Origin of the sequence: Bradyrhizobium liaoningense (assembly GCF_018130825.1) — a bacterium.
Lineage (GTDB): Bacteria > Pseudomonadota > Alphaproteobacteria > Rhizobiales > Xanthobacteraceae > Bradyrhizobium > Bradyrhizobium liaoningense_B.
In genome coordinates, this window is the sequence record NZ_JAFCJS010000009.1 from 112386 (window position 1) to 135499 (window position 23114).

27 protein-coding genes and 1 tRNA gene are annotated in these 23114 nt (G+C 65.2%); 15 read left to right on the forward strand and 13 right to left on the reverse strand.

All coding sequences use genetic code 11. The annotated features are described in order from the left end of the window. Positions 1-64 precede the first annotated feature (64 nt). Genes JQ603_RS31540 through JQ603_RS31550 form a run of 3 tightly spaced genes read left to right on the forward strand, consistent with a single transcriptional unit; the run spans position 65 to position 1558 of the window. Entirely contained in the window at positions 65-493 is a 429-nt protein-coding gene (locus JQ603_RS31540; protein ID WP_271581838.1) for a DoxX family protein, read from the forward strand. A 20-nt stretch (positions 494-513) separates the two neighbouring features. Further along, positions 514-972: a DsrE family protein gene (locus JQ603_RS31545; protein WP_212345689.1), complete on the forward strand. Its 459-nt coding sequence runs from the start codon at positions 514-516 to the stop codon at positions 970-972. After that, positions 965-1558 (forward strand): TlpA family protein disulfide reductase, encoded by a 594-nt coding sequence (locus JQ603_RS31550; protein ID WP_212345691.1) that lies wholly within the window; start codon positions 965-967, stop codon positions 1556-1558. Before JQ603_RS31545 ends, JQ603_RS31550 begins: the two co-directional genes overlap by 8 nt. 7 nt (positions 1559-1565) lie before the next feature. Here the strand turns inward: JQ603_RS31550 and JQ603_RS31555 are convergent, their stop codons facing one another. Then, on the reverse strand, positions 1566-2705 hold the full coding sequence (locus JQ603_RS31555) for an amidohydrolase/deacetylase family metallohydrolase (protein ID WP_212345693.1): 1140 nt from the start codon (positions 2703-2705) through the stop codon (positions 1566-1568). Positions 2706-2829: 124 nt separating this feature from the next. After that, positions 2830-2906 (reverse strand) — tRNA-Arg (locus JQ603_RS31560). Between the two features lie 144 nt (positions 2907-3050). On the opposite strand from JQ603_RS31560, the gene JQ603_RS31565 reads away from it, so the two are divergent. Beyond that, a complete protein-coding gene (locus JQ603_RS31565; protein ID WP_212345695.1) occupies positions 3051-3404 on the forward strand; it encodes a VOC family protein in 354 nt (117 codons plus the stop codon). Between the two features lie 106 nt (positions 3405-3510). Continuing rightward, positions 3511-3804 (forward strand): GYD domain-containing protein, encoded by a 294-nt coding sequence (locus tag JQ603_RS31570; protein ID WP_018316453.1) that lies wholly within the window; start codon positions 3511-3513, stop codon positions 3802-3804. A 57-nt stretch (positions 3805-3861) separates the two neighbouring features. On the opposite strand, the gene JQ603_RS31575 is transcribed toward JQ603_RS31570, so the two are convergent. From JQ603_RS31575 to JQ603_RS31595, 5 genes are all read right to left on the reverse strand, one after another. Beyond that, a complete protein-coding gene (locus JQ603_RS31575; protein ID WP_212345697.1) occupies positions 3862-4818 on the reverse strand; it encodes a tripartite tricarboxylate transporter substrate-binding protein in 957 nt (318 codons plus the stop codon). Between the two features lie 48 nt (positions 4819-4866). Next, entirely contained in the window at positions 4867-5238 is a 372-nt protein-coding gene (locus JQ603_RS31580) for a dimethylsulfonioproprionate lyase family protein (protein WP_212345699.1), read from the reverse strand. 27 nt (positions 5239-5265) lie between these two features. Beyond that, on the reverse strand, positions 5266-5904 hold the full coding sequence (locus tag JQ603_RS31585) for an RraA family protein (RefSeq protein ID WP_212345702.1): 639 nt from the start codon (positions 5902-5904) through the stop codon (positions 5266-5268). 26 nt (positions 5905-5930) lie between these two features. Then, entirely contained in the window at positions 5931-7448 is a 1518-nt protein-coding gene (locus JQ603_RS31590) for an AMP-binding protein (RefSeq protein WP_212345705.1), read from the reverse strand. Positions 7449-7544: 96 nt separating this feature from the next. Next, a complete protein-coding gene (locus tag JQ603_RS31595) occupies positions 7545-8573 on the reverse strand; it encodes an alpha/beta hydrolase (RefSeq protein WP_212345708.1) in 1029 nt (342 codons plus the stop codon). A gap of 209 nt (positions 8574-8782) precedes the next feature. Between JQ603_RS31595 and JQ603_RS31600 the strand changes: the two genes are divergently transcribed. Beyond that, positions 8783-9403 (forward strand): hypothetical protein, encoded by a 621-nt coding sequence (locus JQ603_RS31600; protein ID WP_212345711.1) that lies wholly within the window; start codon positions 8783-8785, stop codon positions 9401-9403. A gap of 64 nt (positions 9404-9467) precedes the next feature. On the opposite strand, the gene JQ603_RS31605 is transcribed toward JQ603_RS31600, so the two are convergent. Next, positions 9468-9683: a hypothetical protein gene (locus tag JQ603_RS31605; protein ID WP_212345714.1), complete on the reverse strand. Its 216-nt coding sequence runs from the start codon at positions 9681-9683 to the stop codon at positions 9468-9470. Between the two features lie 32 nt (positions 9684-9715). Continuing rightward, positions 9716-10717: a 2-dehydropantoate 2-reductase gene (locus tag JQ603_RS31610; protein WP_212345717.1), complete on the reverse strand. Its 1002-nt coding sequence runs from the start codon at positions 10715-10717 to the stop codon at positions 9716-9718. A gap of 161 nt (positions 10718-10878) precedes the next feature. Between JQ603_RS31610 and JQ603_RS31615 the strand changes: the two genes are divergently transcribed. Together JQ603_RS31615 and JQ603_RS31620 are read left to right on the forward strand one after the other, a co-directional pair. Continuing rightward, entirely contained in the window at positions 10879-11472 is a 594-nt protein-coding gene (locus tag JQ603_RS31615) for a YidB family protein (RefSeq protein WP_212345720.1), read from the forward strand. Positions 11473-11571: 99 nt separating this feature from the next. Next, on the forward strand, positions 11572-11844 hold the full coding sequence (locus JQ603_RS31620; RefSeq protein ID WP_063692953.1) for a GlsB/YeaQ/YmgE family stress response membrane protein: 273 nt from the start codon (positions 11572-11574) through the stop codon (positions 11842-11844). 114 nt (positions 11845-11958) lie between these two features. Here JQ603_RS31620 and JQ603_RS31625 read toward each other — a convergent pair whose 3' ends face one another. Then, a complete protein-coding gene (locus tag JQ603_RS31625) occupies positions 11959-12744 on the reverse strand; it encodes an SDR family NAD(P)-dependent oxidoreductase (protein ID WP_212345723.1) in 786 nt (261 codons plus the stop codon). Between the two features lie 248 nt (positions 12745-12992). On the opposite strand from JQ603_RS31625, the gene JQ603_RS31630 reads away from it, so the two are divergent. Genes JQ603_RS31630 through JQ603_RS31640 form a run of 3 tightly spaced genes read left to right on the forward strand, consistent with a single transcriptional unit; the run spans position 12993 to position 16072 of the window. Continuing rightward, the gene (locus tag JQ603_RS31630) at positions 12993-14057 is read left to right on the forward strand and encodes an acyl-CoA dehydrogenase family protein (protein WP_212345725.1); all 1065 of its coding nucleotides are present in this window, start codon (positions 12993-12995) and stop codon (positions 14055-14057) included. A gap of 18 nt (positions 14058-14075) precedes the next feature. Next, the gene (locus JQ603_RS31635; protein ID WP_211404341.1) at positions 14076-15236 is read left to right on the forward strand and encodes an acyl-CoA dehydrogenase family protein; all 1161 of its coding nucleotides are present in this window, start codon (positions 14076-14078) and stop codon (positions 15234-15236) included. A 17-nt stretch (positions 15237-15253) separates the two neighbouring features. Beyond that, positions 15254-16072 carry an enoyl-CoA hydratase/isomerase family protein gene (locus JQ603_RS31640; protein ID WP_212345727.1) on the forward strand — a complete coding sequence of 273 codons (819 nt, stop codon included), beginning with the start codon at positions 15254-15256 and terminating at the stop codon, positions 16070-16072. A 42-nt stretch (positions 16073-16114) separates the two neighbouring features. On the opposite strand, the gene JQ603_RS31645 is transcribed toward JQ603_RS31640, so the two are convergent. After that, positions 16115-17131 (reverse strand): IS30 family transposase, encoded by a 1017-nt coding sequence (locus tag JQ603_RS31645; RefSeq protein ID WP_212345730.1) that lies wholly within the window; start codon positions 17129-17131, stop codon positions 16115-16117. A 214-nt stretch (positions 17132-17345) separates the two neighbouring features. On the opposite strand from JQ603_RS31645, the gene JQ603_RS31650 reads away from it, so the two are divergent. The 4 genes from JQ603_RS31650 to JQ603_RS31665 all read left to right on the forward strand — a co-directional run bounded on the left by JQ603_RS31650 (position 17346) and on the right by JQ603_RS31665 (position 20751). Beyond that, positions 17346-17786, forward strand: a complete 441-nt coding sequence (locus JQ603_RS31650; protein WP_212345731.1) for an EamA family transporter — start codon at positions 17346-17348, stop codon at positions 17784-17786. A gap of 66 nt (positions 17787-17852) precedes the next feature. Then, positions 17853-19127 (forward strand): MFS transporter, encoded by a 1275-nt coding sequence (locus JQ603_RS31655; RefSeq protein ID WP_212345733.1) that lies wholly within the window; start codon positions 17853-17855, stop codon positions 19125-19127. Between the two features lie 25 nt (positions 19128-19152). Then, positions 19153-20403 (forward strand): arsenic transporter, encoded by a 1251-nt coding sequence (locus JQ603_RS31660; RefSeq protein WP_212345735.1) that lies wholly within the window; start codon positions 19153-19155, stop codon positions 20401-20403. Between the two features lie 111 nt (positions 20404-20514). Further along, the gene (locus tag JQ603_RS31665; RefSeq protein ID WP_212345737.1) at positions 20515-20751 is read left to right on the forward strand and encodes a hypothetical protein; all 237 of its coding nucleotides are present in this window, start codon (positions 20515-20517) and stop codon (positions 20749-20751) included. A 46-nt stretch (positions 20752-20797) separates the two neighbouring features. Here JQ603_RS31665 and JQ603_RS31670 read toward each other — a convergent pair whose 3' ends face one another. Next, positions 20798-22162: an MFS transporter gene (locus tag JQ603_RS31670; RefSeq protein WP_212345739.1), complete on the reverse strand. Its 1365-nt coding sequence runs from the start codon at positions 22160-22162 to the stop codon at positions 20798-20800. Between the two features lie 24 nt (positions 22163-22186). Beyond that, the gene (locus JQ603_RS31675) at positions 22187-22951 is read right to left on the reverse strand and encodes a GntR family transcriptional regulator (protein WP_212345741.1); all 765 of its coding nucleotides are present in this window, start codon (positions 22949-22951) and stop codon (positions 22187-22189) included. Between the last annotated feature and the right edge of the window lie 163 nt (positions 22952-23114).

Sequence of the window (23114 nt, forward strand, 5' to 3'; positions counted from 1 at the left end):
ATATAATGATCAAAAATGGAGAAACCATCAAATGGTGGCGGCCCTCACTGTTTGGAGAACCACCGTGTCCACCACCACCTTCGAGACCGCCGCCCCGGGTCGGGCTCTTCGCATCGGCCTCTGGGCCGCCCAAATCGTCCTCGCCTTCGTCTTCATCGCGGCGGGGTTCGTGAAGCTGACCACGCCGATTCCCCAGCTGGCCGCGATGATGCCGTGGGCGGGCCAGTATTCCGAGACGTTCGTCCGATCCATCGCGCTGGTCGATCTCGCCGGCGGCATCGGCATCCTGCTGCCGGCCCTGACGCGGATCCTGCCGCGGCTGACGGTGCTCGCCGCGCTCGGCTGCGCGGTGCTGCAGGTGATCGCACTTCTCTTCCATCTCTCGCGCGGCGAGGCCGCGGTGACGCCGCTCAATGTCGTCCTGCTCGCGCTCGCCCTGTTCGTGCTGTGGGGACGCAACAGCAAGGCACCGATCGCGCCGCGCCAGTTCTGACCGGCAGGAACGCCGTCGCCATGATCTTCGCCAACGGATGGTCCCGCAGGGGCCTGCTCGCCGGCACCGCGATCCTCACGGCCGGCGGCGCTGCCGCCAAGGAGGATCGCCTCACTGAGGGCGTCGTGATCCTGATCGACAGCAACGAGCCCTATGTCATGGGTCATGCGATCAGCTACTCGGCCAACCTGTCCAAGCATTTTGCCGACAGGGGCGCGAGGCTGCTGATCGAGGTCGTCGCCAACGGCAAGGGCATCGACGTCTTCCGCGCCGACAAGACGCCGCTGGTCGAACCGCTCGCGACACTGCGGCAGTCGCTGCCCAACCTCACCTACAGCATGTGCGCCTCGTCAAAGGCGATCGCGGAGGCCAAGGAGCAGATCTCCATCCCGCTGATAGCAGGCGCGAGCCTCGTCCCGTTCGGCATCGGCCGCGTCGTCGATCTGCAACTGAAGGGCTGGGCCTATATCCATGCGTGACGAGGCGAGCGAAGGCGTTACGCTGTCGCGACGATCGATCCTGATCGCCGCGGCAACCTCTCTCGCTGTCCCGCATGCGAGCGGCGCGCAGGACAGCTGGCCGCCGGTGTTCGAGGCCGGCCGCAGCCAGTTCACACTGGTGCGGCCGCGCGTAGCGATGCCACAGCTCAGGCTTCAGGACCTGCACGGCAGGGATGCGGTTGTGACGGCAAAGCCGGGCCGCGTCACCTTGGTGAACTTCTGGGCGACCTGGTGCGCGGCCTGCAAGCTCGATCTGCCGATGCTCGCAAGTCTTGCAGGATCACGGCCCGACCGGCTCGATATCGTCGCGATCTGTACGGACACCAAGGACATCCGCAAGATCCGCGCGTTTCTCGGCGGCCTCGCCGTGCAGAACCTCGCCTGCTATGTCGATGCCTATGGCGCAGCGGCCGAAGCATCGACCACGATGTTCTCACTCGTCGGCATGCCCATCACCTATCTGGTCGGGACGGGCGGACGGATCGAGGGCTACATCGCGGGCGCGCCCGACTGGCTCTCGCCGGCGGGCGCGCGGCTGCTGCAGTTCTATCGCGAGCGGGATTAGCGCGGCCTCAGTTCGGATGCCACCAGCGACCGCCGATCACGACACCCTCCGAGACGATCTTGCGATCGCCGATCAGGTGCTCGCCGACGACGTCCTCATAGTCGAACTGGCCCTGCCTGACCGTAACAAGCGTGGCGTCGCCGACGCTGCCGGGCTTGAGGCTGCCGAGCTCGGGGCGGCGCAGCGCCATCGCCGCGTTCACCGTCGAGGCCGCGACCACGTCGGAGAGCTCCATGCCCATGCACAGGAATTTCGACATGGTCGTCACCTGGTCGAAGGCGGGGCCGTCGATGCAGAGCTGGTGGATGTCGGAGGAGATGGTGTCCGGATAGAAGCCGTTGGCCAGCATGGCGCGCGCGGTCTTGAACGCGAACGAGCCCTTGCCGTGGCCGATGTCGAACAGCACGCCGCGCTCGCGCGCCTCCAGCACCACCTTCTTCACCGTGCCCTGCGCGGTCGCCGGCGTGTTGGGGAAGGGACGGAACGCATGGGTCAGCACGTCGCCGGGACGCAGGCGGGCCAGCACCTCCTCATAGCTCGGCGGCGGATGATCGATATGCGCCATCAGGGGCATGCCGACCTCGTTGGCGACCTCGAGCGCGATCTCGAGCGGCACCAGCCCCGAGGTGCCCGAGGAATGCAAGCCCACGCGCACCTTGATGCCGACGATGAGATCGCGGTTGGCATCGGCCACCTTGGCCGCCTCGATTGGATTCATCAATCGCAGCTCCTCGCTCTCGCCGACCATGATCCGGTGCGAGAAGCCGAAGATGCCGGCATGCGAGACGTGCAAATAAGCGAGGATGCGGACCTGGCTCGGCTCGATCACATGCTTTCGGAAGCCGGCGAAATTGCCGGGACCGGCGCTGCCGGTGTCCACCGCCGTGGTGACGCCGGAGAGGCGGCAGAATTCCTCGGCGTCGATGCCGAGCGAGGTGCCGCCCCAATAGACATGGGTGTGCAGATCGATCAGCCCCGGGGTCACGATGTATTTCGAAACGTCGCGCACAACCGTGCCCGGGTCGGCCTTGAGTCCTGTGCCAATGGCAGCGACCTTGCCGCCCGAAAATGCGACATCCGTCACGGCATCGAGCTTCTGAGAGGGGTCAACGACCCTTCCGCCGCGCAGGATCAAGTCAAAAGGCATCATGGTCTCCGGATGTAGCTGTGAGGCGGCCGACGACCAGTCAGCCGAAAGGAAGGAAGACCCCACTTCTAGCAATTTTTACGCCGGAGAGCTTGTCGAGCAGGGCCGACGGCCCATACCGAAATGGCGATCCCGGGAAGACTCGAACTTCCGACCTACGGTTTAGGAAACCGTCGCTCTATCCGGCTGAGCTACGGGACCGCGGAACCCGCAAGTTGCGGGCTCGGCCCCCTCATAGCAGAGCAGAATACGGTTCGCCAGCCGCAAGGCGGGCGAGATCCATCGTCAAGCTGAACACGGCGGCAGTACAATCGCGGCCGGATCCCTCCGGACGGAGCAGCCCACATGATCGAAAGCATCAGCGCCATCACGCTCGGCACGCATGACATGGCGCGCGCCGTGCACTTCTACCGCTCGCTCGGGTTCGAGCTGCTGTATGGTGGCGAAGCCGCCGCATTCACGAGCTTTCGCGCCGGCAGCGGCTATCTCAACCTGACGGCGCAGCCGGACGACAAGCGCTGGTCCTGGTGGGGCCGCGTCATCTTCTATGTGGCCGATGTCGACGAGACCTACGCGCAGGCGCGCGCTGCCGGATGGCAGCCGTCGACCACGCCGCGCGATGCCGAATGGGGTGAGCGTTACTTCCATCTCACCGACCCCGACGGCCATGAGCTCAGTTTCGCACGGCCGTTGTCCTGACCGAATAAGTCGCATCCGCTGACGTTCCAACGCGCAAGTAGCGCTGTCTCAGCCGCCGTGGCAAGCTCGGTGCGGTTTCCTCAAGTTCGAACCAGGGAGGACGACCATGGTAACCTACGTTGTGCTGTCGAACTTCACGGATCAGGGAGTCCGCAACGTCAAGGACTCGCCGAAGCGGGCCGACGCCTTCAAGGAGATGGCCAAAACGTTCGGCGTGACCGTGAAAGAGATCGTCTGGACGCAGGGACGATATGACGTTGTGACCGTTCTCGAGGCTCCAGATGAGGCCGCCGCAATGTCGCTCAGCCTTAGTCTCAGCGCACTCGGCAATGTCCGCACCGAAACGCTGCGCGCGTTTTCGGCGGCGGACATGACAAAGATTGTTGGCAAGATGCTCTGACGCTCAGGCCCGCGCGAGCGCACTGGACCCGGGATGGCAATCCCGGGAATAGGCGTCTCACGCCCTGATATTGTTGTCCCGGACCACCTTGCCCCAATAGGCGACCTGCTTGTCGAAGAAGGACTTGAAGGCAGGGCCTTCCTGGAGCAGCAGCGTCATGTGCTGGGTCTCCTTGAGCTGGGCGGCGGTGGCGGGCTCGCTCAGGATCTCCTTCGAGGCAGTTGCCATGGCCGACACGATGTCGGGCGGCGTGCCTGCGGGCGCGAAGATGCCCCACCAGGCCAGCGTCTCGAAATCGGGAAAGCCGGCCTCGATCGCGGTCGGCGTGTCCGGCAAGGCCTGCAGCCGCTCGCGGCCGAGCTGCAGGATCGGGCGCAGCATGTTGGTACCGAGCTGGGCGGCGACCAGCGCCGCCGATCCGGCGATGAGATCGACATGGCCGCCGAGCACGTCGTTCATCGCCGGTCCGCCGCCGCGATAGGGCACATGCATGATCTCGACGCCGGCCTTGCTGCCGAGCACCGTCATGGCGAGATGGCCGAGCGTGCCGATACCGACGGAAGCGTATTTCACCGCACCGGGCGTTGCCTTGCAGGCGGCGACCACGTCGGCAAAGCTCTTGTAGGGACGGCCGGCACCGGCCGCGATCACATAGGGCGCGGTGCCGATCAGCAGCACCGGCATCAGCTCGCGCTCGACGTCGACCGGCGGCTTGTCGAGGATGGAGGGGATCACCGCGTGGGAGTCGAAGGTGACCAGGAACGAGGAGCCGTCCGCCGGGCTCTTGGCGACCTGCGCCGCACCGAGTGCGCCGGCCGCGCCCGACTTGTTCTCGACCAAGACGATGCGGTTGAGCTTCGTCTGCAGATTGCTCTGGAGCAGCCGCGCCATCGCATCGGTCGATCCGCCCGGCGGAAACGGCACGACCAGCGTGATCTTCGAGGCCTGCGCACTTGCCGGTGCCATCGCGAGGATGGCGGGCGCGGCAAGCAGCGCCCGTCGTGTGATCGTCATGGTCCCCTCCCTTTTGTTTTGCGCTTTGCTTTTTTGCTTTTGAGCGCTTTAGGTCGTTCCGAAGCCCGACCCCGCTTTTTTGTATTCTGGCCGAGGCGGACTGAAAATGTCCAGCACGCGGGCGCCATCGGGGCCGGCGCGCATGGTGTGCGGCACGTTGCCGGGCGTGCGCCAGAAATCGCCCTTCTTCACCGGGATCTCTTCATCGCCCTGGACGCGGATGGCGGAGCCGTCGAGCAGCACGCCCCATTGCTCCTCGGGATGATGGTGCAACGTTCCTTTCGCATGCGGGGCCAGCGTCACCACCGACAGCATCGCCTGCTCGCCGGAGAAGATGCGCGTGGTCACGCCGGCCGCGAGCTCGCGGAAGAGGCCGTCATCGGGATTGTCGATGTTGTGGAATTCGTCCTTCTGGCTCACGCCGCTCTCCCCTTCGTTCGTCTCTGGTCAGGATTTGCCATAGGAGCCCTGGTAGCGGCCCTCGCGGATCGCCTTCATGGTCTCTTCCTCGCGCGCGACCTGGGCACGCACCGCTTCCAGCAGCGCGGCCGCGCCGGCAGCGGGAAACGACACCACGCCATCCTCGTCGCCGACGACGATATCGCCGGGCGAGATCACGCTGCCGCCGACAGTAACAGGCACGTTGATCTCGCCGGGGCCGTTCTTGTAGGGGCCACGGTGGATCACCGCGCGGGCGTAGCAGGGGAAGTCGTCAGCGGCGAAGGCCGCGACATCGCGGATCGCGCCGTCGATCACATAGCCTTCGGCTTTGCGCCACTGCGCGATGTTCTTCATGATCTCGCCGACCAGCGCGCGCGTCTCGTCGCCGCCACCGTCGACCACGATGACGTCGCCGGGCCCGACCAGCTCCAGCGCGCGGTGGATGGCGAGATTGTCGCCGGGCCGGGTGCGCACGGTGAAGGCCGTCCCCACCAGCTTGCCGCCGCGATGATAGGGTTTTAGCCCCACCGCGCCCGGCAGCCGGGCGAGATTGTCCGAGATGACCGAGGTCGGCGCACCGCGAAAGCCCGCGATGATCTCGGCGGGCGGCTTCGGCACGCTGTTCGCTGCGATCGTGATCGTCATGTCAAGGAGTCCTTTCGTGAATTTTCTTATTCGGCATGCGCCGGCGCCTTCGCCGGCAAGATCCGGAAGGCGCGTCCCTCCTTCATCCACGCCGCGCGCTCGTCGCGCAACAGTGTTCTGCGAACCTTGCCTGAATCATCGCGCGGCGGAGCGCTGACGAACTCGAAGCTTTCAGGGTGCTTGTAGCGGCTGAGCCGATCCTTGAGGAAGTCCGCCATGCCGTCGGCGATGGTCTGGCCATCCGCAGCGGGCTCCGGCTCGATGATGGCATGCACGCGCTGGCCCAGTTCGGGATCGGGCAAGCCCACCACCACGCAGGAGCGCACACCGGGACATTCGGAGACCGCGGCCTCGACCTCGGCCGGATAGATGTTGGCGCCGCCGCGCAGCACCATGTCGGCGAGGCGGTCGCCGAGATAGAGATAGCCTTCGGCATCCAGGCGGCCGATATCGCCGAGCGATTCCCAGCCGTCACTGCGACGCTTCGGCTCGGCGCCGAGATAATGATAGGTGGCGTCCTTGCCGTCATTGTTGAGGAAATAGATCTCCCCGATCTCGCCCGGCGCGACGTCATTGCCGTCCTCGCCGATGATGCGAAGTTTCGCCATCTCGCCGATCTTGCCGACCGAGCCCTTGTGTGTCAGCCATTCGGTACCGGAGATGATGCACGAACCCTGCCGCTCGGTGCCGCCATAGAGCTCCCAGATGCGCTCGGGCCCGAGCCAGGCGATCCAGTTCTCCTTCAGCCAGGGCGGCATGGGAGCGGCCATGTGAAACACGGTCTGCAGGCTCGACACGTCATAGGCATTGCGCACGTGCTCCGGCAGCGCCCAGATCCGGTGCATCATGGTCGGCACGAAATTGAGCCATTGCACGCGCTCGCGTTCGATCTGGCGCAACGTCTCCTCGGCGTCGAATTTGGTGAGGCCGGTGAGCTTGCCGCCCGTGAACAGCGCATAATGCGACACGATGAACGGCGCATTGTGGTAGAGCGGGCCGGGATTGAGCAGCGAGACGCCGAAGGGAATGTTGAGCGGCGGTGCTGCGACGGTATCGATCACCGCCGGCTGATGATCGAGGATCACCTTCGGCCGCCCGGTCGAGCCGCCCGAGGTCATGGCCTTCCAGTAGCGGGCGACCGGCGGATTGAGCGGCTCATCCGAAAAGCCTTCCGGCACGAAATCCGAGGGCAGACGGTTCGGCGCATTCCAGTCGGCCTCGCCGCCGACCACCAGCACGGGCTTCAAAATGTCGAGCACCGCGGCAGCTTCGCCGCGCGGCAGCCGCCATGACAGCGAGGTCGGCGTCGCTCCGCATTTCCAAACCGCAAAGGAGGTCTCGAAGAACGCGTTGCCATTGGGCAAGCCGATCGCGACGAAATCGCCGGGCTTGACGCCCTTGGAAGCGAACGCCCGCGCGCGCCGGTTGGCACCGCGTTCGAGCGCGTCCCATGTCAGCCTGTCCTGCCCATGCTGGACGGCGATCGTGCCTTGCGGTTTGCGTTCAGCGTACCAGCGCGGCACGTCGGACAGGGGCAGCAGCATCAGGCGTTTCCACTTCGTCTTCTTGGCGGCGCCCCGGGGTGAGGCACTCGCGGGCCGAAGTGTAACAGCGACGGCCGCGCCTTCAAGGCACCCGCGTCAGCGCTCCGCGCCACAGCCCGGACTGTCGAACAGCGCCGCAAGGCCGCATTTCGAGGTCAGCATCCTGTCGCCGTCGTGGCCAACGCCGGCGACATCCCAGACGCGGTGATTGGGCGTGCCGTGGTCGCGCTTTGCCATCGCATCGGCATAGGCATGACCGCGGACATAGCGCGTGGCGCCTTGCGCCTCGGCCATGCAGCTCTTGTCCAACGCAGAATGTTTCGGATTGGTGTCGAGCGTGCCGAGCAGGTAGATCACCTCGCGCTCGACATAGCGCTGCTCGAGTGCCGCTGGTGTCGCGTCCGCAAGATAGGGCGGACGGTCGCCCATGCCGTATTTCCAATTGTCGTAGCCGGGGCAGGATGCGGCAACCTTCGGCAGCGGCCGCTCAGCGCTGAAATAGGCATAGGACGAGGGATTGGCGACGACGTAGCGGATGTCGATATGCTGGCGCAGCAAGGGCGCCTCGCCCTTGCCCGCGATCGCATAGCGCTGCACGACCTGGCCGCCGCCGGAATGCCCGGCGACCACGACCTGCTTCAGGTTCGGAAAGACGCGCCGGTCCGAGAGCTTTGCCAGGATCGCATCGAGCGCCTCGAAGGACGACACCGGATTCGGCGCAAGCGCGGCTTCGCCGCCCTCCCATCCCTCGAGCGACCAGCGCAGCATGTCCTGCGGCAGCTTATGCGCCTCGATATCGATCTCCGCCAAAAACTGCGGGACGATCATGAGCGCGCTCTTGCCGTCGTCGCCCGCCGCGGCCTGCGCGTTGTTGGCCGATATGTAATATTCGTCGGCATTGCGCAGGCGACCATGCAGCACGATGACCGCGCGCAAGACCGCCGGCAGCGGCATCGACCAGTCGCGGGAGAGATAAAGCGGCAGCATGCCCCGCCCGCCGACCGAGAGCCTGGCATCGCCGATGGCCTTCACCGGCTTGCGGTTGGGCGCATCCTCCTCCGCTGCGAAGGCATGACCGCAAGTCAGCACCAGGGCGAGTGCGGCAAGTCGGGCCAGCGCGCTCATGACGGAGATTCCCCCTCGGATTCAAATCGATAAAAGTCTAAGCGCAACACGTGCCGCGCGGCTGTGACTCCCGCGCCACGTCAAGCAAAAAATGTCAGCATTACAGCCATGAAATTCCCGGGTTCCATGGGTGACAAGCCGGCGATAAAGGGGCAAAAATCTGGCCCGACTCGGTTCGAGTTGAGTCGTGTAAGGAATGCCCTCGTAAAATGTCGGTTGTCGTTGCATCGCGTCGTGCGGCGCTTCTCATTGCCGCAGCAGGAATTTTTCTGCTGACGCAGTCGCATGCCCAGGCGCAATGGTGGAAACGCGCGCCCATCGACTTCGAGGAATGCGCCGATGCCGCCGAGAAGGCCGCAACCAAGGCCGAGAAGACATCCGCGCTCGCCGACTGCAACGCCAAGTTCGCCGGCCGCCGCAAGCCGGGCGGCGGCTACACCTATTACGATTTCCTCCAGGACCGCACCTTCGACATCGCAGGTCCCAATCCGACGCCGGAGGAGCAGAGGAAGATCGACGAAACCTATACCGCCTACCTCGCCAATCAGCGGCGCAGCAATGAAGCGGCCCAGGCCACGGCCCGCCAGCAGCGCGAGCAGCAAGAGCAACAGGTCCAGCAGCTTCAGCAGATCGCGCTGCGAACCGAGACCGAGCGCGTGCCGGTGCCGGTCGAGCGGCCGAAGGTGCAGCAGAGCGTCGGCCAGCGCCCGAAGGGCGCGCCCTGCACCAAAGGCTCGTTCTCCTGCGAATGGCCGCGGCTGTCGGAAGGCCTGAACGAAATCAAGAAGCTGTTCAACCCGGCGCCGAGCAAGCCGGCGAAGAAGGGCTGAGTTTCACTGCTTTCGTTCCGCTGTTACCACAAACTCCGCTGTCGTCCCGGCGAAGCGTGTGGCTTCAGTTCGGATGCTTCTTTTCTCTGTGCTTCGGTTTGACCACCGGCACAGTCGCAGGCGCCGTTACCGTCGGCGAACTACCCAGCTGCGACCTGCTCTCCTGCAATCGCCTGTCATAGCCGGGCGAGGTCATGACCGTCGGCGGCCTGGCGTACGCGAGCGTCGATGTGCCGCAGAGCGCGGCCAGCGCGAACCCAACCATCAAGCTACGTTTCATCACGCTCTCCCATCGCGTGGCGGGCTCAAGCGCTACCCGCGAATCTGCTGCGGCGACAGCCCGGGCGGGCCCTTGCCGGCGCGTTCAGCCTCCCTGATCAACGCAACAATGCGGCGCATCAGCGGCACGGCGACATTGTTCCGCTCGGCCAGCGCGATGACTGCGCCCTGGAGATAGTCGATCTCGGTCTTGCGGCCCTGCTTCAGATCCTGCCACATCGAGGAGCGCGCCTCGGGATCGATCTTCATCGTGCGTCCGAGGATCGCGTTGAAGATCATGTCGGGCAGCCGCAGCAAGGTCGGAGACCAGTTCATCGGGATCGGCGTCGACGACACCGGCGCGATGCCGGCGGCCCGCAGCGCGGCCAGCCCCTCCGTCATCTGGTCGGCGAACAATCTTCGCCAGTCGCGGCTTGCCAGTTGCGCGGCGAGCGGCAGGTCGGACAGCGCGCTGAGCGCGTTGTTCAGATTGATGATCAGCTTGCCCCATTGCACGCCGGTGATGTCACCGCTCGCATGCACGTTGAGGCCGGGCACCGAGAGCGCCCCGGCGGTGTTTGTAGCGTCTGCTCCGACATGGATGTCGCCGGAGCTCGAGCGGTGGAAGCGCCCCTCGCCCATCGCGACCACGTTGAACGGCACCATGCCGGCGAGCACCGGCCGGCCGCCGAGGCGCTCGCGCAGCACCGCGACATTGCCGATCCCGTTCTGAAGCGAGACGATGACGGCGTCCTGCGGCGCATGCTGCGCGATCTGGTCCGCGACATCGGCGGTGTCGGCGCTCTTCACCGTGACAAGCACAATGCCGGCGCTGTGGAAGATGGAAGGGTCTTCCGAGAGCGCGAGCTGGCCGGCACCGAGCTTCTTCTCGGCCCCGTCGAAATCGGTGAGCCGCAGGCCGAACCGCTCGATCTCGGTCTTCACCCGCGGCCGCACCAGGAGCGCGACGCGGCGGCCGGCCGCTGCCAGCATGCCGCCGACGAAACAGCCGATGGCGCCCGCCCCGGCCACCACGATGGGTCGATCCGTAACCACCTCATTCTCCTTAACGTCCCGCTTCGATAGCAGAGGCAGCGCCGCCTGCCCAATGGTTGCGACGCATCCGCCTTGTAACCGTCATGAGAGCCCCATATGTTTTCGCCCGGGGGGCAGTCAGCGGCGAGCGCTCGCCGAACGAGACGCCAAAGGAGAGTACCATGGGTCTACTCGATGTCCTCAACGGCATGCAGAACGGCCCCCGCGGCCAGAGCACGCCAAGCTCAGAGCAATCCTCCGGCGGCATGTCGCCGATGACCATGGCGCTGCTAGGCCTGATCGCCTGGAAGGCCTTCAAGCATCTGACGGCGGGCCAGCCCGACGCGACGCCTGCCCCGCAGCAGCGCTCACCGCTGCCGCCTCCGACGCCCGTCAATACCGGCAACGCCGCGCTTCCCGGCGACAGCGGCGGCCTCAGCGATCTGCTCAAGGGCGGCCTCGGCGGCCTGCTCGCCGGTGGCGCGGCCGGCACCGTGCTGAGCGGCGGGCTCGGCGATCTCCTCAAGCAGCTCCAGCAGGGCGGCCAGGGCGAGGCCGCGAATTCCTGGGTTGGCAAGGGCGAGAACAAGGCGATCGCGCCCGGCGATCTCGCCAGCGCGCTTGGCGCCGACCAGATCCAAAGCCTGTCCGCCCAGAGCGGCCTATCGCGCGAGGAGCTGCTCTCCGGTCTCAGCCAGTATCTGCCGCAGGTGGTCGATCATCTGACGCCGGACGGACGGCTGCCGACCGAGAATGAAATCTCGGGCAGGATTTAGCAGAAGTCTTCAGCTCAGTTTGAGCGTGATCCGCTCGGAAAACCGCTGCAGACTTTTCCGGATCACGCTCAACGAATTCTAGGCAAGGGGAGCACGGTCATGAGTTTCGGCGGCCTGTTGTGGATCATCATCGTCGGCTTCATCGCCGGCCTCATCGCGCGCTGGCTCGCGCCGGGGCCGAACAATCCGAGCGGCTTCATCCTCACCACCATCCTCGGCATTGCGGGTGCGTTTCTGGCGACCTTCATCGGCCAGGCCATCGGTCATTACAGCCCCGACCAGGGCGCCGGCTTCATCATGGCCACGATCGGCGCGGTGGTGGTGCTGTTCATCTGGCACCGGCTGGTCGCGAGCGGGGTGATAAAAGGGTAGCGCGTCGTCGCTTGCGATGGCGCCTGCCAAGAAACTCGGTGTCGTCCCGGCCTAGTTGCGCAATTGCGCACGGGGCCGGGACGACACTTGTATTTGCCGCACTAGCGGAGCATCTCACGTAATCAAATGCATCCCCGCATCCATGCGCACGACCTCGCCGGTCATGTTGCTGGAGGCCGGCATTGCGAGGAAGCAGACGAGCTGGGCGATGTCGTCGGCGCTTGATGCGACCTTGAGCGGCACCTTCGCCACCACGCTGTCGCGCACCTGCTTGGCGCCGGCCTCGCCACGGCCCTTGGTGAACCAGGGCGTGTCGATATAGCCGGGGCACACCGTGTTGACGCGGATCAGCGGCGCCAGCGCCCGCGACAGCGACAAGGTCATGGTGTTGAGCGCGCCCTTGCTGGCGGCATAGGCGATCGACGAGCCGACGCCGCTGATGCCGGCGACCGAGGACACGTTCACCACCGCCGACGGACGCCCCGAAGCCTTCGCACCAACCTCGAGCAGGCTGCGCGCCGCGCGCACCATCTGGAACGGGCCGATGGTGTTGACGCCGTAGAGGCGCTGGAAATCCTCCGCCGACAAGCCGTCGAGATCGGCATGGGCGACATGCTTGGTGATGCCGGCATTGTTGACGAGGATGTCGAGGCGGCCCCAGCCGCTGGCGGCCGCGACGATCTTGCGGCAATCCTCGTCCTTCGAGACGTCGCCCTGCGCAACCAGCACCTCCGCCGCGCCCGCCTTGCGGCAGACTTCCGCGGTGGCTTCGGCCTCCTTCTGGCTGGACGAATAGTTGATGACGAGCCGCGCCCCGCTCCGCGCGAGAATTTCAGCGGTCGCAGCTCCGAGACCGGATGCGGACCCCGTCACGATTGCGCACAAGCCGTCCTTTGCCATCCGGTATTTCCTTCCCTTTGTAAATTGCCGGCGCCTTGTTTAGCGAGTTTGCCGCGCCCTGCAAATCGAGCAAACTCCGCTAAGCGGAATTAGTCCAGACCGGCTCTCGGCCCCATGCCTGCGCCGCAGATGGACCTGCGATCAACGCTTGTCAGGGCCATGGCTTTTTCCGATCATCGGGCGCAAGAAGAACCTGCGCACCGCGCTCATCAGGCCCGACGCGCCAATTGCAAAATACGGGGAACGCTGTGGCGGAGAGTGACAATATCGTCGTCGAGACCGCGGAGAAAATCTTCGCCGATCTCGCCGATCCGCAAACCATCAACAACGACAGGAACAATTCGTGGCAGGCGCCGCTGTGGCAGGCGCTGAGCGAAGCCGGCCTGCCGCTGGCTTGGGTGCCTGACGATCTCGGCGGCTCCGGCGCGAGCCTTGCCGACGGCTTTGCACTGCTGAACGCCGCCGGCCGCTTCGCCGTCGCGGTTCCCTTCGCCGAGACCATGCTCGCAGGCTGGCTGCTCGCACAGGCGAAGGTCGCCTCGCCCGAAGGCGAGATGACGGTCGTGCCGGCGAGCCCGAAGGATCGTATCACCCTCGATGCCGACGGCGCGCTCTCCGGCCGCGCCCGCGGCGTACCCTTCGCCAAGGCGGCGAAACATTTTGCCGTGCTGGCGCACGGCAAGGACGGCGCGGTCATCGCGCTGGTCGATGCGAGCAAGGGGCGGATCGAATCCGGCCTCAATGTCGGCTACGACCACAGCGACACCGTCACGCTGGACAAGGTGCAGCCCGTCTCGATCAAACCGGCGCCCAGGGGCTTCGACCAGACCACGATGATGCTGATGGGCGGCGTCGCGCGCAGCCTTCAGATCGCCGGCGCGCTGGAATCGATGCTCGACATTTCCGTCCGCTACTCCAACGAGCGTGTCGCCTTCGAGAAGAAGATCTCGAAATTCCAGGCCGTGCAGCACAATCTCGCGCGCCTTGCCGGCGAGTCCGCCGCGGCGCTTGCGGCCGCAACCTCCGCGGCCGACGCCATCGCGAATGCAAAATCGTTCAACGACGAGATCTATCTCGAAGCTGCCTCCGCAAAGATCCGCTGCGCGGAAGCCGCCGAAAAAGGCGGCGGCATCGCGCATCAGGTCCATGGCGCGATCGGCTTCACCATGGAGCACATCCTGCACCGCTACTCGCTGCGTGCGCTGGCCTGGCGCGACGATTTCGGCTCGGAAAGCCATTGGGCCGTCGAGCTCGGCAAGCTGGTCGCCAGCAGAGGCGCCGATGAATTATGGCCGCTCGTGGCGTCGCGCTGATCAGGAGACGAGACAACAATGACCGCTGCCCTCCGTTTCGATCCGATCCGCCTGCCCGAAAAGTGCGAGCAACTGCGCAAGGAAGTGCGCGCCTTCCTCGCCGAAGAAATCGCCGCCGGCACCTTCGATCCGAACAAGCCCAACCGCGAGGACACCGACGCGCCGGAATTTTCCCGCCGGGTCGGCGCCAAGGGTTGGCTGGGCATGACCTGGCCGAAAAAATATGGCGGCCAGGAGCGCTCCTTCCTCGAACGCTATGTGGTGACCGAGGAGATGCGCGTCGCCAATGCGCCGACGCGGCGCTTCTTCGTCGCCGACCGCCAGAGCGGGCCGGTGCTGCTGAAATACGCGCCCGAGCACATCAAGATGGAGATCCTGCCACGCATCTGCCGCGGCGAGATCTGCTTCGCCATCGGCATGAGCGAGCCGAACTCCGGCTCCGACCTGTTCGCGGCGAAGACGCGCGCGACCAGGACCGACGGCGGCTATCTCATCAACGGCACCAAGATCTGGACCTCGTCGGCACACATCGCCGACTACATGATCGCGATCTTCCGGACCTCGCCGCCGACCAAGGAGAACCGCCGCCACGGCCTGACGCAGTTTCTGGTCAAGATGAAGCAGCCGGGCATCAAGGTGAACCCGATCGGCCAGATCACCGGACAGTACGAGTTCAACGAGGTCGTCTTCACCGATCACTTCATCCCTGATGATCACGTGCTGGGCGAGGTCGACGGCGCCTGGAAGCAGGCGACGAGCGAGCTCGCCTATGAGCGCTCGGGTCCCGAGCGCTTCCTCGAGACTTATTACGTGCTGACGGAGCTGGTGCGCGCGGTCGGCCCCAATCCGGACACGCGCAGCGCCGAAGGCATCGGCCGGCTGGTCGCGCAGCTCCACACCATGCGGCGGATGTCGGTCTCCGTTGCCGGCATGCTGCAGGCCGGCAAGGAGCCGGTGGTGGAGGCGTCCATCGTCAAGGACATCGGCACGGTCTGGGAGCAGCAGCTTCCGCACCGCGTGCGCGACCTCGCGGCCTTCGTCGAGGAGACCGCGACTAATCGCGAGACCTTGGAGCGGCAACTCGACTTCGCGATCAAGACCGCACCGAAACTCACCATCCAGGGCGGCACCACCGAGGTGCTGCGCGGCATCATCGCCCGCGGGCTTGGCTTGCGCTAATTCAATCGAGGACCATCATGAGCACGTATAAAGACATCGGCGTCGAGAAGATCGGGCACGTCGGCACCATCGAGATCCGCCGCCCGCCGCTCAACTTCTTCGACATCTCGCTGATCAACCAGATCGCGGATGCGCTCGACGAGTTCGACCGCGACATCGAAATCCGCGCTTCGGTCCTGTCGGCACAGGGCAAGGCGTTCTGCGCCGGCGCCAATTTCGGCGACCCGGCCCGGCAGGCGCAGGAAGCGCGCGAGGCCGAGCAAGCCAAGAAAGGCGATCCCGCTGACAATCTCGGCCAGATCAGCCATCTCTACATCCAGGCCGTTCGCATCTTCCGCGCCAAGAAGCCGATCGTCGCCGCCGTGCAGGGCGCCGCCATCGGGGGCGGCCTGGGCCTCGCGGTGTCCGCCGATTTCCGTGTCACCTGCCCCGAAGCGCGCTTCTCCGCGAATTTCACAAAACTCGGCTTCCATCCCGGCTTCGGCCTGACCGTGACGCTGCCCGAGCTGATCGGCAAGAACAACGCCGAGCTGATGTTCTACACCAGCCGCCGCGTCACCGGCGAAGAGGCCTACAAATGGGGCCTCGCCAACGAGCTGGTGCCGCAGGACCAGGTGAAGCCGGCCGCGATGAAGCTTGCCGGCGAGATCGCCGAATGCTCCCCGCTCGGCCTGCTCTCGACCCGCGCCACGTTGCGCAACGGCCTCGCCGACCGTGTCATGGCCGCAACCAATCACGAACTCGCCGAGCAGACGCGGTTGCGGGGGACGGAGGATTTCAAGGAAGGCGTGAAGGCCACGGAGGAGCGCCGCGCGGCGAATTTTAGGGGAAGGTAAGCGCGGCCGCGTTTCATCGCATCACGCTGCCGTTGCTACAACCTACCCGCGTCGTCCCGGCGAAGGCCGGGAGGTGGATTCACACTCGAAGTGCAACACTTGGGAGAAGGCCTCTGCCGGGGTCCTGAAGTCAAGGCACTTGCGTGGGGTGTTGTTGTAGGCGGCGACGAGCCGGCGGAAACGGTGGCTTGTCAGGGCGGCAAGATCGGTTTTGCGGGGGATGAAGCGCCGCATCCGGCCGATGGCATTCTCGATGCCGCCCTTCTGCCAAGGCGAGTGAGGGTCGCAGAAGAAGGTCTCGATCGAGAGGCGGTGCAGGGCCAGGTGTTGAGCGAACTCGGTGCCATTGTCGAAGGTGACGGTCTGGCGCAAGCTCTCCGGCAGGTCAGCGAACAAGCGCACGAGATGGCGCGCGATGCCGCGGGCGACCTTGCTGGCGAGACGAATGCCGAGCAGCAGGCGCGAGGTGCGCTCATGCACGGTCAGCACGGCCTGACCGTATTTTGAGAACATCATCAGGTCGGCTTCCCAATGGCCGGGGACCTTGCGGCTGGCGGCCTCGATGGGCCGTTCTGCCAGGGAAACACGGCCTTCGATGAAGCTTGCGGGGCTGCCGCCCTTCTTGCCGCGACAGCCGCGCTTGCTCTTGCCGCGGGGCAGATAGCGGCGCCAGCTGTAGTCGGAGGTGCGGCGGAGCTGGGCGTAGATGAAGCGGTAGATGGTCTCGTAAGAGATCACCTTGCGGCCATGGTCGCGGGCGAGCCGGCCTGCGACCTGCTCGGGCGACCAGCCCTGTCCGAGGCGCTCCAACACCGCACGGCGCAGGCCGGGCTCCCGGTCGAGGCGAGAGCCCGTCCAGCGCCGCGCTCGTGCCCGTTGCTCGGCATAGCCAGCTTTGTAGCCGACCTGCTTGCCCCGATTACGCTTCAGCTCTCGAGATATCGTTGATGGCGCGCGATCCAGAGCTGCCGCGATTTGCCGGACCGAGCTGCCATTGGCCGATAGGCGGGCAATCTCGCATCGATCGTCAAGGGATAGCTGCTCGTAACTCCGCCCCATGGCAACACCTCCTCCAGGAAGTGTTGCACTTCGTTTGTGAACTCAGGGGACCCATAACCACAGGAAGAAGTTTGACACCAGATGGTCATTGGCAGTCTTCGCCAAACACCTTTTCGTGGCTATGGGTCCCGGCCTTCGCCGGGACGACATCGGAAATTAGGCTACATTTATCCGCATAACGACGACCGCACGGCAACGCATCGGATATCCTCCCATGAAACCCGCCCTCCTCTCCGCCTGGCAGACCTGGGCGCTTCTTTCCGCCTGCTTTGCGGCGCTGACCGCGATCTTCGCCAAGGTCGGCGTCGAGAACATCAATCCGGATCTCGCCACCTTCATCCGCACCATCGTGGTGCTGCTCGCCTTCTCGGTGCTGCTGTTCTTCACCGGACAATTCACTGTACCGTCGGCGGTCTCCTCAAAAACCTGGCTGTTCCTGGTGTTGTCGGGACTTGCAACCGGCGCCTCATGGCTCTGCTATTTCCGTGCGCTCAAGCTCGGCCCCGCCACGCTGGTCGCGCCAATCGACAAGCTCAGTGTCGTCCTGGTCGCACTGTTCGCCTTCGCCTTTCTCGGCGAGCGGCCGACGGCCCAGGGCTGGCTCGGCATCGCCATGATCGGCGCCGGCGCGGTGCTGCTGGCCGTGAAGTTCTGAAGCGAAACAAAGATACCGCGACGTCCGTTTCTGCCCGGACGTTTCCGCACCTCGATCGAGACACCGATGTCGAGCCAGGACCCCGATCAGACAAGGCGCGCCGGCCGTGCGCTGGATGCGGCCAATTTCTTCCTTGCCGACGTCCGCGACGGGCTCGGTCCTTATCTTGCCGTCTATCTCCTCACCGAGCAGCGCTGGGACGAGGCCCGCATCGGCCTCGTGATGTCGATCGCGACCATTGCCGGCATCGTGGCGCAAACGCCGGCCGGCGCGCTGGTCGACGCGACGCGAGCGAAGCGAGCCGTGATGGTTGTCGCGGCCATCATGGTGACAGCAGCCTCGCTGTCGCTGCCTTTGTTCCCCGGCTTTCTGCAGGTCGTAATCTCGCAAGGAATCGCACAGGCCGCCGCCGTGATCTTTCCTCCGGCGATTGCAGCCGTCTCGCTCGGCATCTTCGGCCACGCCGCCTTTACGCGGCGGATTGGCCGTAACGAGACCTTCAATCACGCTGGCAACGCGGTCGCGGCGACGCTGGCCGGGCTTTCCGCCTATTGGTTCGGGCCGACCGTCGTGTTCTACCTGCTCGGCGCCATGGCGATCGCAAGCCTCGTCAGCATTGTCGCCATCCCCGAGCAGGCCATCGACCACGACCTCGCCCGCGGGCTACACGATGCCGACGGCGACAGCGCGCGCGAGCAACCCTCGGGCCTCGCCGTGTTGCTGACCTGCCGCCCCCTGCTCGTGTTCGCGATCTGCGTCCTGCTCTTCCATCTCTCCAACGCGGCCATGCTGCCACTGGTCGGGCAGAAGCTCGCACTCCAGGACAAGAACATGGGCACCAGCCTGATGTCGGCCTGCATCGTCGCGGCGCAACTGGTGATGGTGCCGTTCGCGATGCTGGTCGGCGCAAGGGCCGACCGGTGGGGACACAAGCGCTTCTTCCTCGCGGCACTCCTGATCCTGCCTGTTCGCGGCGCGCTCTACACACTCTCCGACAATCCGTTCTGGCTGGTCGGCGTGCAGCTTCTTGACGGCGTCGGCGCCGGCATCTTCGGCGCCATCTTCCCCGTCATCGTCGCCGACCTCATGCGCAACACCGGGCGCTTCAACATCGCGCAGGGCGCAGTCATCACCGCTCAGGGCATCGGAGCTGCGCTGTCGACAGCGCTCGCCGGCTTCGTCGTGGTCGGCGCGGGCTACAGTGCGGCCTTCATCACGCTCGGTCTGATCGCGGCGATCGGCGCCGTCATCTGCCTCCTCGCCCTGCCCGAGACGCGGCATGGCGCCTTGCGGCCGCAGGGGAAGACAGCGCCGCCGACATCGGATATCGCTGCCGAATGAACCCGTTCCACATTGAGGACTGAACGTGCCGTCTGACGCCATCTGGGCCTGGAGCATCATTGTGCTTGCGACCGCAGGCGTCATCATCCGCCCCTTCCGCCTGCCCGAGGCGATCTGGGCGGTCATCGGCGCCGGCGCCCTCGTCCTGCTCGGTTTGCTTCCGTGGCAGGATGCGCTTGCCGGCATCGAGAAGGGCCTCGACGTTTATCTCTTCCTGATCGGCATGATGCTGATCGCCGAACTCGCCCGGCTCGAGGGCCTGTTCGACTATCTCGCCGCACTCGCGGTGGAATATGCAGATGGGTCGCCGCAGCGGCTGTTCCTGCTGATCTATATCGTCGGCACGGTCGTGACCGTTCTGCTGTCCAACGATGCCACCGCGATCGTGCTGACGCCGGCCGTCTATGCGGCGACGCGCGCGGCCGGCGCGAAACCGCTGCCTTATCTCTTCGTCTGCGCCTTCATTGCCAATGCCGCAAGCTTCGTCTTGCCGATCTCCAATCCCGCCAATCTCGTCGTGTTCGGCGCGCGCATGCCGCATTTGACCGAATGGCTGCGCCTGTTCGCCCTGCCCTCGGCGGCCTCGATCCTGCTCACCTATGTCGTGCTGCGCCTGACCCAGCACCGCACGCTCAAGGAAGAGACCATCGCCCGCAGCGTGCCGCATCCAAAGCTCGGCCGCGGCGGCAAGCTCACCGCAATAGGCATCGTCGCGATCGGCGTCGTGCTGGTCACGGCCTCAGCGCTGGACAAGCAACTGGGCCTGCCGACCTTCATCTGCGGCGTGGTGACGGCCGCGCTCGTGCTGCTGCTCAGCAATCAGTCCCCGCTGCCGGTGCTGCGGGGCGTGTCGTGGAGCGTGCTGCCGCTGGTCGGCGGACTCTTCGTCATGGTGGAAGCGCTGATCAAGACCGGCGTGATCGGGCAGCTCACCGCGCTGCTGCACCAGGCCGTCGCACAATCGGTGTCCCACGCCGCCTGGAGCGTCGGCATCGCTACCGCCATCGCCGACAATATCGCCAACAATCTTCCAGTCGGCCTGATCGCCGGCTCGGTTGCCGCCAGCGATCATCTGCCGCCCCCGGTCATCAGCGCGATCCTGATCGGCGTCGATCTCGGACCGAACATGTCGGTGACAGGATCCCTCGCCACCATCCTCTGGCTGGTTGCGCTCCGGCGGGAGAAGATCGAGCTCAGCGCCTGGCCGTTCCTCAAGCTCGGGATCTTGGTGACGCCGCCCGCTCTGATCGCGGCGCTGGCGGCGGCAATCAGGTAGCAGCCGCGAATTAACCGCGGTTATTTGCGGTGCATCAATGCCGGCGGCGCGACTGCGGCTAGAGTTCACTTGCCGCGTGCTTCAGATAGGCCGCGGCAAGGAAGGTTCATCATGCAGATTCAATCAAAGGCGCTGCCGCAGAGCTTCTCCCTGCGCCGCGAAATCTTGAGCTTCATCGCGCCCGCCGAAGGCCGCGCGGAGAGGTCGCATCACCTGCTCGTCTTTTCCGTCGTGGTGCTGCTGACCCTGTTCGCCATCGTACAGATCGACCTGCACAGCGTCCAGCTTCAGGCGATCGGCCTGCTCGGCCATGGCGCCGGGATCGATCCCGTCTTCCTCAGCCCGTAGCGGACGAAGCCCGATCGTGGCCACAAGGCCGCGACCGGGCAACGCGTCAGTCGTTCTCGTAGCCGTAGACTTCCGGCAAGATGAAGATCGCGGCGAGCAATCCGATCAGCGGAAAGATCGCGACCATCAGCGTGGCATTGGCCTGCCCGATCGCCGCGAACACGGTCGGAAACAGGAAGATCGCCAGGAACGACGGCAGCTTCACGAACATGTAGGCGAAGCCGCTGGCGGTGCCGCGATATTTCGGCTTGGCGACCATGGTCGGGATCGTCATGCAGTTCGACGCGTCCCAATAATGGCCCCACAGCATGGCTGCGGCAGCGAACGGCAGCAGGATCTTGTTGTCGGTGTAGAGCGCGAAGGCCGCGACCAGCAGCGCGGCCAGCACGATCGCGAAGCCCGCGATCGAGATGCCGCGGTGGCCGATCTTCGGCGTCAGCAGCGGTCCGACCCAACCCGACAGGGCGGCGAAGGAGAACAGTGCCATCGTCACCAGATTGATGCCGAGCACGCTCGATACGCCGACCATGACGAAGAGCACCGGCAGGTAGAACGCGAAGGTCGAGAATTCGCTGGCCTGCACGAAACAGGCGATCCAGCCATACAGCGTGGCGCGCCAGCGGATCGGGTCCTTCTTGAGGTCGGCGAGGAAGGCACGGGTCGAGACCTTCGGCACCTCGACGTCCTGGTCGGGCAGCATGTCGAGATTGTCGTTGAACATCTCGCGCGCGACCTGCTTGGCCTCGCGGTAGCGCCCCTTCTGCACCAGCCACACCGCCGTCTCCGGCACGTCATGGCGCATGATCAGGATGATCAGCGCCGGCACCGCGCCGAGGCCGAGCGTCACGCGCCACAGCATCTCGTGCTGCATGTCGATCAGGAGGAAGATCACGATGACGCCGATGGTGAGGACCTCGCCGACCGCGAACATGAACTGCCAGCGGTTGCCCATGACCTCGCGTTCACCCTTGGCCATGGATTCCATGATGTAGGTGTAGCCGGTCGAGATATCAGAGCCGAGCGGAATGCCGAGCAGGAAGCGGATCACGATCAGCCAGGTGATATCGGGTACAAAGGCCTGCGCCAGCGCCAGCACGATGAACAGCACCATCGTGGCCAGGAACATGACGCGGCGGCCGATCTTGTCCGAGAGCCAGCCGCCAAGCAGCGCGCCAATGAGTGCGCCGCCTTGCGTGCCCGCCGCGGCAAGGCCGAGCATCAGCGCGGTGGGATTATACTGCTCCTTGATGAAGATCAGCACGAAGGCGATCGAGTAGAGATCCCAGGCCTCCACCAGGATCGAGGCCATCATCAGCCAGCCGACCTTGTTGCCCTTGGGGCTGTAGTTCGTAATGAGGTAGCGGACCGCCGCCTCGCTCGCGGTCGGTTGTGGCATGGCCATTGTCTGCATGTTTGGTCCTCTCTTCAAAATCTTCTACGCGCCGAGCAGCGGCTCGATGCTGCAATCGAGCAGCCGCGGATCGATCCCCGCCTCCATGCCCGTGAACATCTCGCCCATGTAATCGATCAGTGCATCGCTGGCCTTCACGGCTTCGTCGACCCGGCGGCTGGCGACGGCACTGAGAATGGCGAGATGATGATCGATCGTGCCCGACAGATCGGCCTGCCCCGGCATGAAGCGGTGGTGGATGTAGCCGATGCGGCGATACAGCGTGTGCAGCGGCCGCAGCGTATGCACCAGGAACGGCTCGCCGGCGGCTTCCAGCACCAGTGCATCGATGCGGCGATCAATGCTGTTGAATTCGTCGAGGGTCAGGCTGGAGCGACGTTCGCGCAGCAAACGCTCGATGTGCAGAGCCTGATTGCGGTGGGAAAGGCTGGCGCGATCCGCCGCGAGGCGAATGACAAAACGCTCCATGTCGCGGCGCAGGCCCAGCAGCATGCGCTCGCGCGCGAGATCGATCGGCGCGATATGCAGGCCGTGACGCGGGCGGATGATGATGAGCGTATCGGCGGAGAGACGATTGACGGCGTGATGCACTGGCGTGCGCCCGAAGCCGGTGATCTGCTGCAATTCCAGCATCGTCATGAATTGTCCGGGCTTGAGCTCGCAATGAACGAGCAGTTCCTCGATCCTCTGATAGGCCAGCTCGAAGAAGTTGAGACGGTTGCGGCGGGAGGGCCTGCCCTCGCCGTCATCGTGTCTCACCACCTCGAGCGCGCGCTTGCGCCGTGCCATGTCGTCCTCTCCCGTCAGCCCGCGCTCTCGTTTGCAGGGTGGCGCCTTGTTTGTGGCACCCTTAAAACATGTTGTGATATATTACAAGCAGGCGTAAGACTCCCGCACGACCTGCAGCATGCTGCAATGCAAAATGAGACGTCGGGCGCGAAGCGCCTTTCGA